Below are 13,697 nucleotides of genomic sequence, written 5' to 3'. Positions count from 1 at the left end.
TTAAATGCTAAATGCTTTTTCGATGATGTCTGTCTGCTCTTTGGCATGCACTTTACCATAACCGGTAGCAGTTGCGGCACTTGGCTTACGGCCAATCAAACCAAAGCTCATGCTATGCAGGTTCATTTTCAGGAAACTGGCAGCACCCATGTTCAGCGGCTCTTCCTGCACCCAATACCAGGTGGCATTGCCATACTTTTTGTAGAGCTCATCCAGTTGCTTTTGGGGCAGCGGATAAATTTGTTCAAGGCGAACAACAGCCACATCCTTGCGCTGGTCGGCTTGCTGCTTTTCTAACAGTTCAAAGTAAATTTTACCGCTACAAATCAGCACCTTTTTTACATCGGCAGCTTGTACGGCATTGTCGTCAATGACTTCACGGAAACCACCCTGCGTAAATTCATCAGCGTGACTGTACGTGCCGGGATAACGCAGGTTCGCCTTGGGACTAAAATTCACCAGCGGTTTGCGGAAAGACCAGGTAATCTGGCGACGCAATGCATGGAAGAAGTTGGCGGCGGTGGTTATGTTGGTTACCACCATGTTGAGCTCGGCGCAGCATTGCAGGAAACGCTCCATACGGGCACTGCTATGCTCTGGGCCCTGACCTTCGTAACCATGCGGCAGCAACAGGGTTACGCCATTCATGCGATGCCATTTTTGCTCGGCACCACTAATGAACTGATCAATCATGGTTTGGGCACCGTTTACAAAGTCGCCAAACTGCGCTTCCCACAGCACCAATGCATGCGGGTTAGCCATGGCATAACCGTATTCAAAACCCAACACAGCGTACTCACTCAACAATGAGTTGTAAATACGAAACTTGCCCTGGTTGTCGCTGATGTGTTCGAGGCGGTTGTAGTAAGCATCTGTTTTTTCATCCCGCAATACAGCGTGGCGGTGGCTGAATGTACCACGACGAACGTCTTGTCCGCTCATGCGTACTTCATAGCCCTGATGGCAAATGCTGGCATAGGCCAACAGTTCGCCAGTAGCCCAGTCAAGCTTCTGCTCAGTCTCAAACAATTTCTTTTTATCGGCCAACAGTTTTTCTACCTTCTTAATGGCTTTAAAACCGTCGGGCAGGTTCATGATTTTGCCAAACAATTCGTTCAGTAAGTCTTTACTGATAGCTGTTTCGGGACTTTGTTCAAAATCGGCAGTCGTAGCTTTATGCAGTTCTCTCCACCATTCTTCCGGCTTTTGGTAGGTGTACGGCAGCGGATTTTGTTTGATGTTATCCAAACGCTCCTGCAAATCGCCCCAGAATTTCTTCTCCATTTCCTTGGCCAGTTCCTGTGCTTCGGTATCACCATTTTGCAGCAGGAATTGCGTGTATACTTCACGAGGATTGGGATGCTTGTCAATCAACGCATACAAACCGGGCTGTGTAAACTTCGGATCATCACCTTCGTTGTGGCCATGGCGGCGATAACACACCATATCGACAAACACATCGCAGTTAAACTCCTGACGGTAGCGTGTAGCAATGTCAACAGCTTTTACCACCGCTTCTGCATCATCGCCATTTACATGAAATACCGGCGCCTGCACAGCTGATGCCAATGAAGTACAGTAATCACTGCTTCGGGCATCGGTAAAGTCCGTCGTAAATCCAATCTGGTTATTGATTACAAGATGAATGGTACCACCAGTTTCATACCCATCAAGCTTGCTCATTTGCAACACTTCGTACACAATACCCTGACCGGCAATGCTGGCATCACCATGAATCAAAATGGGTAGCACATGATCGTACTGGCTGTTGTACACCACATCGGCCTTGGCCCGGCAAAAGCCTTCTACCACAGGGTTTACCGCTTCGAGGTGGCTGGGGTTGGGTGCCAGTTTCAGGTTGATGGTTTTACCATTGGCAGTAGTAGGCTGGCTACCAAAACCGAGGTGATATTTTACATCGCCGCTACCCATGGTAGTATCGGGGATAGCTGTGCCTTCAAACTCGCTGAAAATTTGCTCGTAGGTTTTGCCCATCACATTGGCCAGCACATTGAGGCGGCCGCGGTGTGCCATGCCAATCACCACTTCTTCTACACCGTTGTCGGCAGCAGTAGTAATGATTTGATCGAGGGCAGCAATGGTGGTTTCGCCACCTTCGAGGCTAAAGCGCTTTTGGCCGATGTATTTGGTATGCAAAAACTTTTCGAAGAGCACAGCCTGATTGAGCTTTTCGAGAATGCGGCGCTTTTGAGGCGTGGGCAATTCCCGGTGGAAAGCGATTTCAATTTCATTAGTCAGCCAGTCCACCTTCTTCTGATCGCTGATGTATTTAAACTCCCAGCCGACGTGGTTGGCATAACATTTTTCAAGATGCGTATAAATATTGCGCAGCGTGGTTGTACCCAAACCTATGAGTTGGCCAGCCTGAAAGGTTTTGTCCAAATCGGCTTCGGTAAAACCATAAAAAGACAGTTCGATATTGGCACCGCGGTTGATGCGGGGGCGAATGGGGTTGGTTTTGGCCAACAGGTGGCCTTTGTTGCGATAGCCCAAAATCATGCGGTAGGCCATCACTTCCCGCTTCCAGTCGGCAGTAGCTGCGTCGCCAGCGGCGGAAGCGCCTTTGCCAGCGTTGCCGGTGCTCACGGCAAAATCAAAACCTTCAAAAAACTTTTTTAATTCCGGATCTACACTGGCGGGGTTGGCTACAAAATCGTTGTACAGATTCTCAATAAACTGCGGATGCTGGCTCGTGATGTACGAAAAGTCTTTCATTGGATACTGCTGATGAATAGTTTGTGACGGCAAAGGTTGCCGGTATTGCTTCTGATAAAGGATGGCAAAAGTAGGTCAAAAGCAAACGCAAGCCCCTGTGAAAAGCAACCTAAAAAAGGGGCAAAAAGTTCGGAGCAGTCAAAATTTTCAGGCAGAAAAGGACTTGAATCCGGCTTTTTGCAGAAAAAACGGGAATTTTGTTTGGCTGGTGTGGCAGCTATCCCTACTTTTGCGTCCCAATTTTAGAACACATGGCTAATCATAAGGCAACCAAAAAGGATGTACGTCAGGCTTCAAAGCGCCGTGATCGCAACCGTTACTATGGCAAAACAACCCGTAACGCTATCCGTGACCTCCGGTCATTGACCGACGCAGCTGCTAAGGAAGAAAATCTTCCTACTGTAGCAAGCATGATCGACAAACTGGCTAAGCGTGGTGTAATCCACAAAAACAAAGCCTCTAACCTGAAGAGCAAGCTGGCCAAGCACATCAATGCTACCAAGAAGCCTGCTGCTTAATTTCGGCTAGGTTTTTACTGCACATATTTGTCCCGATCGGCACTCCGGTCGGGATTTTTTGCTTTGTACCTACCCCATGTCAACGGGCTGTTGCATCTTCACCGTCAAATACGCACCAATCATTACTATGCGACTCATTTTCTCGTTGAGCTTCATGCTCGTTTCCATTGCAGCTTTTTGCCAAACCACGCCTTTTGAAAAAAGCAAAGGCACCGAAAGCGCCACCTACTTCGAAACCATAGCACTGTATCAGCAGTTCGACAAGCAAAGCCCGATGGTAACGATGAAAACCATGGGAACCACCGACGCAGGTTATCCCTTGCACCTGGTACTGGTGAGCAAAGATGGCAGTGCCGACCCTGCCCACTGGCGCAAGCAACAAAAAGTGGTGGTGATGGTAAACAACGGCATCCATCCTGGCGAACCAGACGGTATAGATGCCAGCCTCCTGCTGGTGCGAGACATCATTACCCGTAAAATAGCATTGCCCGACAATGTGGTGCTGGCCATTGTACCCGTGTACAATATTGGCGGCAGCATCAACCGCGGTAGTTTCAGCCGGGCCAATCAAAACGGGCCACTGGAGTACGGCTTCAGAGGCAATGCGCAAAACCTCGATCTGAACCGGGATTTTACCAAGGCCGACAGCTACAATGCGCAGTCATTTGCCAAAGCTTTTCATTGGACACAGCCCGATATTCTGATAGACAATCACGTGAGTGATGGCGCCGATTTTCAGCATGTGTTTACACTGCTTACGAGCCAGTACAACAAACTTGGCGAACCGCTGGGCAGCTGGCTGCGCCAATCGTTTGAGCCGGCGCTGTACCAGCAAATGGACAAGAAAGGCTGGAAGCTTTTCCCGTATGTCAACTTTGACAGCTACGACCTGAGCCGCGGCATGACACAGTTTTACGACCCGCCACGCTACAGCAGTGGCTATGCGGCTTTGTTTCAAACCATTGGCTTTGTGCCCGAAACGCATATGCTGAAGCCCTACCCCGAAAGAGTACAAAGCACTTACGATTTTATGGTGACCGTGATGCAGCAAGCAGCGGTGATGGCGAAGGAGTTGAAGGCCAGCAAAAAAGCCACGCAAAACGCATTGATGCAAACGCAACAATGGCCACTGGCATGGACACCCAACCGCAACAAAAACGACAACCTGACTTTTTTGGGTTACCAACGAGACACAGTAATCAGTGAAGTAACCGGCCTGCCGATTATGCAATACAATCGCCAGCGCCCCTTTAGCGGACCGGTGAAGTTTTTCAGCTATTTCGATAGCAGTAAGACTGTAACTATTCCGAAATATTATGTGATACCACAAGGCTGGCACAACGTAACCGACAGACTGAAAGAAAACAATGTGCAAATGCGCCGCTTGGAAAAGGACAGTGTAATCACAGTAAAGGCTTACAAAATAGAATCGTACAAAACCAGCCCCCGTGCTTACGAAAAACATTACCGCCAATCGGAAGTAAAAGTGCAGGCAGTGCAACAAACCATCAGCTTCCGAAAAGGCGATTACATAGTTTCTACCCAACAACCTGCCCGCCGGTATTTGGTAGAAATGCTGGAGCCCACCGGCGACGACAGCTTCTTCTCCTGGAATTATTTCGATGCCATATTGCAACAAAAGAAGGCTACAGCGATTACCGCTGGGAGCAAGTGGCCGCACAATATTTGAAAGATCATTCGGAGCTGCGGCAGCAACTGGAAGCGAAGAAAAAAGCAGAACCCGACTTTGCTAAAAACAGCAGTGCCATTCTCAATTGGGTGTATAAAAACTCGCCTTACTACGAGCCCGCCCACATGCGGTATCCAATTTTCAGTATAGAATAGTATTTTCAGACACATGAAAAACATGCTGCAGGGCACCCTGATTGTTGGATGGTTGTTGCTATTGGCTACATACAGCAACGGGCAATCTGCTGCCATCGTAAGCATGCTCGATTACAGCCGCGAAAATCTAAGCCCCGGCAGTGTGGCAAAATATATAGAAGAAGTAACACCCATCGGCAATGGCGGGCAAGTGAAATTGTACAGTTATCCCAACAAACAACTGATTTGCAGTTTTGCCTATAGCGATGTGCAACGCAAAATAAAAGAAGGCACCTACATTGGCTATCACCCCAACGGTCAAATATCTGACAGCGGCTACTTTAACAACAACAGAAAAAATGGCTGGTACTTGCAATGGTATGCCAATGGCCAGCTGCAATCGAAAACCTACTACCGGCAAGACATGCCCGCCGACAGTAGTGTTGAATGGCACCCAAACGGCAGCATCAAACGCTTACGGATTTGTGATGAAAATGGCAATGGAAACGGAGAAGAATTTTATGACAATGGCCAGCCCTTTGGAAAGGGTAAAATCCGCAACGGACAACAGCACCAAAAATGGAACTACCAGCGCAGCAATGGACAGCCACTGATGGATGTGTCATTTTTTGAAGGCGATCCCATTTCCGCTACCTGCTACAACGAAAATGGAGCGACCTTTAAAGAAAATTGCTATTTCAAAGCAGACCCCATGTTTCCAGGTGGCAATACCGCTTGGGTACAATACATTTTGCAACAGCTTAAATATCCTGAGGCTGGCAATGGATTAAGTGGCATGGTGAAAATGAAATTCGACATAGACACAAAAGGCAGATTGAGCAATTTTGATGTGCTGGCTACCCCTGGCGAAGCATTTAGCAATGCGGTAAAAAAACTACTCGAAGAATCGCCTGCCTGGCTGCCGGCCATGTTCATCAACCAGCCCATTGTTACCAGCCGCATTCAAGAATTTTATTTCCGCCCCAACTGACTTACAGCATTGGTGAATCCATTCGGCTGACGTAAGTTGCTGCTCATTTCATACCGATTTGTAGCTTATGAAACAGGCGTTGTACCTACTCAGCATTTGCGTATGCTTACAAGCATCAGCACAATTACCCATTGGCCAATGGAAAGCAACGGCATACCCACAGCAGGCAGTGCTGTTAGAATGGAATCATGCCGCCATGCTACAACAAGAAAAAATGGGCGACGCCATTGTAGCATTGCCCATTGCAAAGCCGAAAGCACTGCAGCAGCAACAACAATCGCTGGCCTTGAGTAATAATAAAAGTGCCCTAATCAGCAATCATGCAGGAAGCCTGCAGCTGCAAATGGGCAACCTGAAAATTGATATTCTTGCTGCCTTCGATAGTGGCCATATCCGTGGCTTTCGCATAGCCATGCCCGATAGCATGCAGTGGTACGGCGGCGGCGAAAGAACGCTACCCATGAACCGACGTGGGCAGCGCATTCCATTATACAACAACGCCCATTATGGCTATGAACTCAACGCCGATGAGCTGAATTATTCCGTGCCCTTTATTCTCAGCTTAAATGGCTATGCGTTACTTTTTAATAACCCCGCCAAAGGGTACATGGATTTTGGCAAAACAACGCCTGGCGTTTTGGAAGTAGCGTTTGAAAGCGGCAACCTCAACATGCTCATCATTCCCGGCAACACAGCAGAGCAGTTGCTGGAACGATACGCACAATTGACTGGCAAACAGCCGCTGCCGCCACGTTGGGCACTGGGCAATTTTGTAAGCCGCTTTGGCTACCGCAGCCAGCAGCAGGTACAAGATGTAGTGGCCAAAATGAAAGCCGACAACTTCCCCATGGATGCATTGGTGATTGATATTTTTTGGTTTGGCGACAGCATCAAAGGCACACTCGGCAATCTGGACTGGATGAACCGTAGCAAATGGCCTACACCCGATAGTTTGCTGCAATCATTACGCCGACAAAACATCAATCCGATATTGGTTACAGAACCTTTCTTTCTGAAAGGCACGAAGCAATTTGCCAATAGTCAACCCCACTTAGCCACTACCAAAAGCGGTGAACCATACATGCTCACCAAATTTTACTTTGGTTATGGCGGCCTGCTCGACTTGTTTACACCGACGGCAAGGCAGTGGTTTTGGCAGTTTTACAAACAACAAACCGACAAAGGCGTAGCCGGTTGGTGGGGCGATTTGGGTGAACCCGAAAATCATCCGGAAGATTTGTACCACAACCTGCAATCTTTCGGCATCAACAGAAAAGTGAGTGCCAATGAAGTGCATAATATCTATGGCCACATGTGGAGCAAAATGCTGTACGAAAACTGGCGCAAACAGTATCCAGAACAACGCTTGTTTTTCCTGAACAGAGCAGGATATGCGGGCAGCCAGCGCTACAGCATTTTCCCTTGGACGGGCGATGTAAGCCGCAGCTGGGGCGGGTTTCAGGCACAACTGCCCAATCTGCAAAGCATGAGCCTGAGCGGCATTCCGTACATCCACAGCGATGCAGGAGGGTTTAGCAACACACCCGAAAATGATCGGGAATTGTATGTGCGTTGGGTGCAGATGGCCGCCTTCTCTCCCATCTTTCGGCCACACGGCACTGCCTTCGGCGATTTGGAAGCTGGCGTAAACGATTTGCCGAGTGAGCCAACTTTTAAAGATGAACCTTATAAATCCATTGCCAGAAATTATATCCGGTTGCGGTATCAGCTCCATCCTTACCTGTACACACTGGCATGGGAAGCCAGCACCAAAGGCAAGCCTTTTATCCGGCCCATGTTTTTCAGCAACCACAACGACACTGTATTGATGCAAGCCACACAGCAGTATATGTTTGGTTCATCTTTTTTGGTAGCACCGGTTACAGAAAAAAACAAAACCACACAGCCGGTGTATTTACCTGAAGGCAATTGGTATAATTTTTATACAAACGAAATAAAGGCAGGCAAGCAATGGATTGAAGCTGCAGCAAGCACTGCAGCAAATGCCTTTGTTTGTAAAAGCCAGCAGTGTAATACCGATGTGGAAAGGAAGTGACGCTGCTCAAAGCTTAATGGATTACAACCCCAAAACACAACTTGATTTGACGGTATATCCCGGCACTACAAACAACAGTGGTTACATTTATGATGATGACGGTAAGGACCCCTCAGCATTGCATAATAAGCAAGCCCACCAAGCTTATACAATGGACTTACCATTACAGCAACAACAGTATTCGTGTAGAACTGAAAGCCACAAACTGGCCTGTAGATCACAGCAGAAAACTCCGGCTGCGTTTTCCGACAAACACTAACCTGCCTTTTGCATTGTTGCAGGCGAAATGCACTGTAAAAGGAGAAACAATATACTTTCCCACAAATGCTGCTACAACGGGCTGGTTTGAACTACCTTTTACATTTACCGGAAAGCCAATCGCCATCATTTTTAATAAATAGCACATGTCCGCCGATTACGCCTACGACGAACACTTTACCCCTGACAATCTCGATGCCAGCCAAATGCTGCGGGAGTATGAGCAATGCAGCTTTTCAGGTTTTGCTTTTTCGGGCTATCAATTGCAGGGCAAGCAATTCAGCGATTGCAGCTTTACCGATTGCGATTTGAGCATGGCCAACATCGAAGGCACAGCATTCCGCGAAGTACGGTTCATTCGCTGCAAGCTGGTAGGCTTACAATTTGATGGCTGCAATCCGTTTTTATTTGAGATACAACCAGAAGGCTGCCAGTTGCAACTGGCAGCTTTTGCCAACATGAAACTGAAGCAGGCAAGGTTTGTGCAATGCCACATGCACGAAGTAGATTTCAGCAATGCCGACCTGAGCAAGGCCAGCTTTACCGATTGCGATTTGGCCGGCGCCATATTCGACAATACCAACCTGGAGCAGGCCGATTTTCGCACGGCCATTCATTACGCCATTGACCCTGCAGCCAACCGCATGAAGAAAGCGAAGTTTTCAATAAACGGTTTGCCGGGCCTGCTGCATAAATATCAGTTAGATATTTCGTAAGCAGGCCACCAGCCTGCACTTCAGCAGCGGACAGCGGGTGACCGAAGCCCGGGCTTGCATTGTTGCTGATGCTACTTATCATTCCTGCTATGCTGCGTGACTCTCATCACCGTGGCGTATGTCGGCTATCATTTCGGGCTACAAAGGTTGCGTACACCTTTACACCCGTAACCAAAACCTTTTAGTCATCATTATGGGTAAAAGCCCAAACCAATGCTTGTCATACAAACGGTACTGATACCGTCGGGCACCTACCCAACAATCCCATTCATATGAAAAAATCATCATTGAGTCTGGCACTGATAGTGCTGGCAGGAGGAGCATTTGCCCAGGCGGGCCACATTATGCAAGGCATGGGTGCAGTAAACATGAGCATGGGCGGCGCCAGTACGGCACAACCCATCGACATCAACGGTGCAATACACTGGAACAGCGCCAGCATTGCAGCTTTTAAAAACAAACAGTTTTCTATTAACGCCGGTACGTTTTTTTCGGCACCACAGGTAACAGCTGCGGTGCCTACACAGCAAGGCACATTTAGCGGTACTACTAAAGATGACCGCGGCGTAAGTATCATGCCAGCGCTGAGCATGGTGTGGGGCAAAAAAGACAGTAAACACCATTGGGGCGTGAGTGCTTTTGGCGTAAGTGGCTTTGGTGTTACGTTTCCACAAAACAGCAGCAACCCTATCAACATGCCACAAAGCCAGGGTGGCTTTGGGCAAATAAAAAGTGATTACATGATGATGCAGGTAGGCGTGACGTATGCTTATGAAATCAGCGATAAAGTGAGCATCGGATTTCAACCCACATTTAACTGGGGCGCATTGCAACTGGAACCCAATCCGCTGGCATCGCCCAGCCAAACACTGGGTTATCCCAAAAGCGATAAAGCCAGTGCGTTTGGTGCCGGTGCACAAGTAGGCATTTACTACAACAGTGGCAAGGGCATTAAACTGGGTGCATCGTACAAATCACAACAATACTTCGGCGATTTCAAATTTGACAACACGTATCTCAATGGCACTCCTGCACCAAGCCGTCAATTTCAAAATGAATTATCCCGCCATCTTATCTGCTGGTTTCGGATACAGCAACAAGGCCATCGATTTTGCACTCGATTATCGTTTTGTAAACTATGAAAAAACAGATGGCTTCGAAGCCAAAGGCTGGACCAGCACCGCATCGGTAAAAGGTTTTGGCTGGAAAAATATTTCCATCATCAGCGCCGGCATGCAATACAAACTCACCGATAAAGTACCTGTACGTTTGGGCTATACCTACAGCAGCAATCCTATCAACAGCGACTTGGCATTCTTTAGTGCACCGGCACCAGCCATTATCAAACATGGTTTTCAAATTGGCACGGGCTTGCAGTTGGGCAAGCATGGCAGCATCAATGCCACGTATCACCACGGCAGCAGTGGCGGCAGTGTAAGCGGCCCCATCCTCAACCCCATGATGATAAGCAGTGGCAACCCATACGGTGCCATACCCGGCAGCAGTGTGAGTTACAAAATGACCACCGATTTATTTATGCTCGGTTATACCTATCAGTTCTAGTAACACTGTTCTATACCCAGTCACTATGTACATGCACCGCAGTTTTGTGGTGCATGTTTTTTACAGCATATAACGCTTTTACACAGGGGCTGTCGGCAATTGTAGAAAAGCAGCGGGTAGCCCATCGGCTTAGTGCATGTAGCAACGACAAAAAACATCAAGCTTTTTTTTATTGCAACACCACACCCTGCAACGGCGGTACCGCAACTGCGCCTCCTTTCTGCTTTATACCAGTCAACAAGTTGGTATAATCACCAGCAGGTATTTGTGCAGTCACTTCCGTATTGCCGGCATTCAGCAATACCCAAATGGTTTGTTTACCATCGAAGCGTTTGTACACCACAAGCTTGTTGTTGGTTTCTGTAAAAGCAATATCACCCCGGCGCAGCACACTGTGCTTGTTGCGCAAGGCAATGAGTTGTTTGTACCAATCAAAATGTTGCTGATTGAAACCTACAGAATCGTAGCTCTTTGGCCCGGGTTGATAGTTGGTGCGGGTTTCCGGTGCAAAGCTCATCTCCTTCCACCACAGGGGTTTGCGGGGGTCCGGGTCATCGCCACCCCACATGCCCATTTCTTCGCCATTCCAAATTTGCGGCCCTCCAACAGATGTAAACAAATGCAAGTAAATACAACCGCACCCGCTGATAGGTTTCTGCATCGGGCTTGCCGGTTTTGTATTGCGCATCATCCTTCGGTAATGCACGGAATTTGTATTTGCCTGGATTATAAAAGCAAGTAAGCAATCGTGGTGCATCATGCGTACTGCTCACATTCATCATGGCATAGCGGTTGGTTTTTCGCAAGCGGTTCCACTCAAACTGCAAGCTATCCGCCAACTGTTTGGCATCTATCGAAAAATCGCTTTTGCTGAAGAAATATTTTGCCGGCCGGTAGGCGTGGTAAAACATCACCGCATCAAACACATCGCCGCTGGTGTAAGGCACAGGATTCATAAATGGATCGGGCCATTGCTCCCACCACACTTCACCAACCAAATACGCATCACCTTTTGTTTGCCTTACTACTTTGCGCCACTCCCGCCAAAAGCCAAGCCCTACATGATCGGCCACATCCAACCTATAACCATCTACGCCTTTGCTGGTATCTCCATTGGGTGCCAGCCATCTTTTGGTTACGGCAAAAATGTGCTCCTTCGCCCCTTTGTTGATGTTGCCTTCGTAGGGATGACCAATTTTTCTTTCGGTAGTAATGTCTACTTTTTTTAACTCAGGCAAGCTGGGAATGTTGAGCCAACCTGCGTACTGCATTTCATTGGCCGGCGTGGCAGGGTCATCAAATTGCGAAATGTTATACCAGTCTTTGTAAGCACTGTTGGCGCCATTTTTCAGCACATCTTGCCAGGCCCAAAAAAGCGTACCCGTGTGGTTCCAGCTATAATCGAGCACCACCCGAATGTTGCGCTGATGCGCTTCGTCAATGAGTTGCAAAAACATTTTATCTGCTGCCGTCCACTGCCAGGTGGCAGGGTCGTTCGGATTTTCTTTAGCCATGATGGCCCGGTCACCTTCAGGGTCTGGGCCGAAATGTACATCTACATGATGGTAGTAACTGGCATCGTATTTATGCAAAGAAGGCGCATCATTAATCGGGTTGATGTACAAAGCATTGATGCCAAGGTCTTGCAAGTAATCCAGTTTGTTGATGAGCCCTTGCAGGTCGCCACCGTAGCGGCGAAACTGCAGCCAGTTGTTGAAATCTCTTGTCGTATCGGTAGCATAATCATCTTTCTGATACCAATCTTGCCCCCAAGGCGTAACATGCCAACCGGCAGGCGCCTGCACATTCAGCGGCGGAATAGCTATGCTGGCGGCAGTGGGATCATTGCTGCTATCGCCATTGCTAAACCGCTCTACAAACACCTGGTACCAAATGGCATCCTGCGCCCAATCGGGCGGCTGGTTGAAGGGCGTTGGTGCCACTTGTTGCTGAGTGCTGGTTTGGCAGCCCATCGATAAAATGGCCGCTAACAAAACGACGATACGCATAGCTAAAATTTTTGCAAAGGTATTAGAGAGAAGATAGCTGAAAAGTAAGCAATATCAGTTTTGAAATGGAGGAGCCCTCTCTTCGTTGCAGGAATTGAAACCAAACGGAAATTCAGCTACAGCCATCCAATCACAATACATTTGTGTATACTATGCCCAATGCCACTCCTCCATTGTTTCAGATTTATCAGCTGGATGCTGAGGAGGCACTGCGCATTCAACAATCGGACAATTTGCCGCACAAACATTTGTACGAAGAACTCATCATTGGCGAATATGGCACACTGGAACACTTCATCGATTTTGAAACCGTTCAATGCAGTGCACCGCTGGCCAGCTTTGTAACCAAGGGTAAGCTGCACCGTGTGGTGCCCGGCCTTCAAAATGGCCTATGCCGCATGTGGGTCATCCGCTTTCAAAGCGACCTGATTCCGGAAACCACTTTTCAATTGTACGCCTGGTATCATCACCACGCAACGCTATCGTTGCAGCACAGCGCTTGCTTTCCACGCATGTTACAGTTATGCCAAATGATGGCCGATGAAATGACACGTCCCGGAACCAGAGTTCTCCATCATTCGTCATTTACTGAGTGCTTTGTTTAGCATGGTGGAATCGGAAAGAAAAAAGTTGCAACCAGAAGCGGCAGCTATTGCCAACAAATCGGTGAACCAAAGCTTCCGCAACCTGCTCGACTTGCTGGAGCAGCACTATCACAAACCCGAAGGCGTAGATTTTTATGCGGAAAAATTATTCATGTCGCCCCGTAACCTCAACATCATTTGCCAGCAGGTACTGAGCATGAGTGTGTCGGAAATGATTGAAACCCGCAAACTCACAGAGGCTAAAAACCAACTGATACACAGCAGTAAAACCATTGCCGAAATTGGTTTTGATTTGGGCTACAAGGAAAAAGCGTATTTCAGCGCCGTCTTCAAAAAGAAAACAGGCCAAACACCCGGCGAGTTTCGGGAGGACATGCAGCAGCATTTGTCCTGATAGTATCATCATTTTTCCGAAAACTGA

General features: G+C 48.1%; 13 protein-coding genes. 10 read left to right on the top strand and 3 right to left on the bottom strand.

Annotation, left to right across the window (positions count from 1 at the left end):
* Positions 1 to 2,736 (bottom strand): 2-oxoglutarate dehydrogenase E1 component, encoded by a 2,736-nt coding sequence (locus GLV81_RS04455; protein WP_157477230.1) that lies wholly within the window; start codon positions 2,734 to 2,736, stop codon positions 1 to 3.
* Between the two features lie 251 nt (positions 2,737 to 2,987).
* On the opposite strand from GLV81_RS04455, the gene rpsT reads away from it, so the two are divergent.
* From rpsT to GLV81_RS21660, 8 genes are all read left to right on the top strand, one after another.
* Positions 2,988 to 3,254, top strand: a complete 267-nt coding sequence (gene rpsT / locus GLV81_RS04450; protein ID WP_157477228.1) for a 30S ribosomal protein S20 — start codon at positions 2,988 to 2,990, stop codon at positions 3,252 to 3,254.
* 127 nt (positions 3,255 to 3,381) lie between these two features.
* On the top strand, positions 3,382 to 4,944 hold the full coding sequence (locus GLV81_RS04445; RefSeq protein ID WP_197428933.1) for a M14 family zinc carboxypeptidase: 1,563 nt from the start codon (positions 3,382 to 3,384) through the stop codon (positions 4,942 to 4,944).
* Positions 4,941 to 5,099: a hypothetical protein gene (locus GLV81_RS04440; RefSeq protein WP_157477224.1), complete on the top strand. Its 159-nt coding sequence runs from the start codon at positions 4,941 to 4,943 to the stop codon at positions 5,097 to 5,099. The genes GLV81_RS04445 and GLV81_RS04440 overlap by 4 nt, the downstream gene beginning before the upstream one ends.
* Positions 5,100 to 5,112: 13 nt before the next feature.
* Positions 5,113 to 6,069 (top strand): energy transducer TonB, encoded by a 957-nt coding sequence (locus GLV81_RS04435; protein WP_157477222.1) that lies wholly within the window; start codon positions 5,113 to 5,115, stop codon positions 6,067 to 6,069.
* A 67-nt stretch (positions 6,070 to 6,136) separates the two neighbouring features.
* Complete coding sequence (locus GLV81_RS04430) at positions 6,137 to 8,125, top strand: TIM-barrel domain-containing protein (protein ID WP_157477220.1); 1,989 nt, start codon at positions 6,137 to 6,139, stop codon at positions 8,123 to 8,125.
* Between the two features lie 404 nt (positions 8,126 to 8,529).
* Positions 8,530 to 9,099 carry a pentapeptide repeat-containing protein gene (locus GLV81_RS04425; protein WP_197428932.1) on the top strand — a complete coding sequence of 190 codons (570 nt, stop codon included), beginning with the start codon at positions 8,530 to 8,532 and terminating at the stop codon, positions 9,097 to 9,099.
* Positions 9,100 to 9,371: 272 nt separating this feature from the next.
* Positions 9,372 to 10,241 (top strand): OmpP1/FadL family transporter, encoded by an 870-nt coding sequence (locus GLV81_RS19965; protein ID WP_197428931.1) that lies wholly within the window; start codon positions 9,372 to 9,374, stop codon positions 10,239 to 10,241.
* A complete protein-coding gene (locus GLV81_RS21660) occupies positions 10,153 to 10,662 on the top strand; it encodes an OmpP1/FadL family transporter (RefSeq protein ID WP_197429123.1) in 510 nt (169 codons plus the stop codon). Before GLV81_RS19965 ends, GLV81_RS21660 begins: the two co-directional genes overlap by 89 nt.
* Before the next feature lie 169 nt (positions 10,663 to 10,831).
* Here GLV81_RS21660 and GLV81_RS04415 read toward each other — a convergent pair whose 3' ends face one another.
* On the bottom strand, positions 10,832 to 11,236 hold the full coding sequence (locus GLV81_RS04415) for a DUF3459 domain-containing protein (RefSeq protein WP_197428930.1): 405 nt from the start codon (positions 11,234 to 11,236) through the stop codon (positions 10,832 to 10,834).
* Positions 11,214 to 12,671, bottom strand: coding sequence for an alpha-amylase family glycosyl hydrolase (locus GLV81_RS04410; RefSeq protein WP_157477216.1), 1,458 nt, complete (start codon positions 12,669 to 12,671; stop codon positions 11,214 to 11,216). Before GLV81_RS04410 ends, GLV81_RS04415 begins: the two co-directional genes overlap by 23 nt.
* A 143-nt stretch (positions 12,672 to 12,814) precedes the next feature.
* On the opposite strand from GLV81_RS04410, the gene GLV81_RS19235 reads away from it, so the two are divergent.
* Both GLV81_RS19235 and GLV81_RS19230 read left to right on the top strand, forming a co-directional pair.
* Positions 12,815 to 13,276, top strand: coding sequence for a hypothetical protein (locus GLV81_RS19235; protein ID WP_197428929.1), 462 nt, complete (start codon positions 12,815 to 12,817; stop codon positions 13,274 to 13,276).
* Position 13,277: 1 nt separating this feature from the next.
* Entirely contained in the window at positions 13,278 to 13,670 is a 393-nt protein-coding gene (locus GLV81_RS19230) for a helix-turn-helix domain-containing protein (RefSeq protein WP_246186362.1), read from the top strand.
* Positions 13,671 to 13,697 lie beyond the last annotated feature (27 nt).

It is taken from the genome of Phnomibacter ginsenosidimutans (genome assembly GCF_009740285.1).
Taxonomy (GTDB): domain Bacteria; phylum Bacteroidota; class Bacteroidia; order Chitinophagales; family Chitinophagaceae; genus Phnomibacter; species Phnomibacter ginsenosidimutans.
The sequence above is the reverse complement of the archived record's forward strand: the minus strand, read 5'-3'. Positions and strand labels throughout refer to the sequence as shown.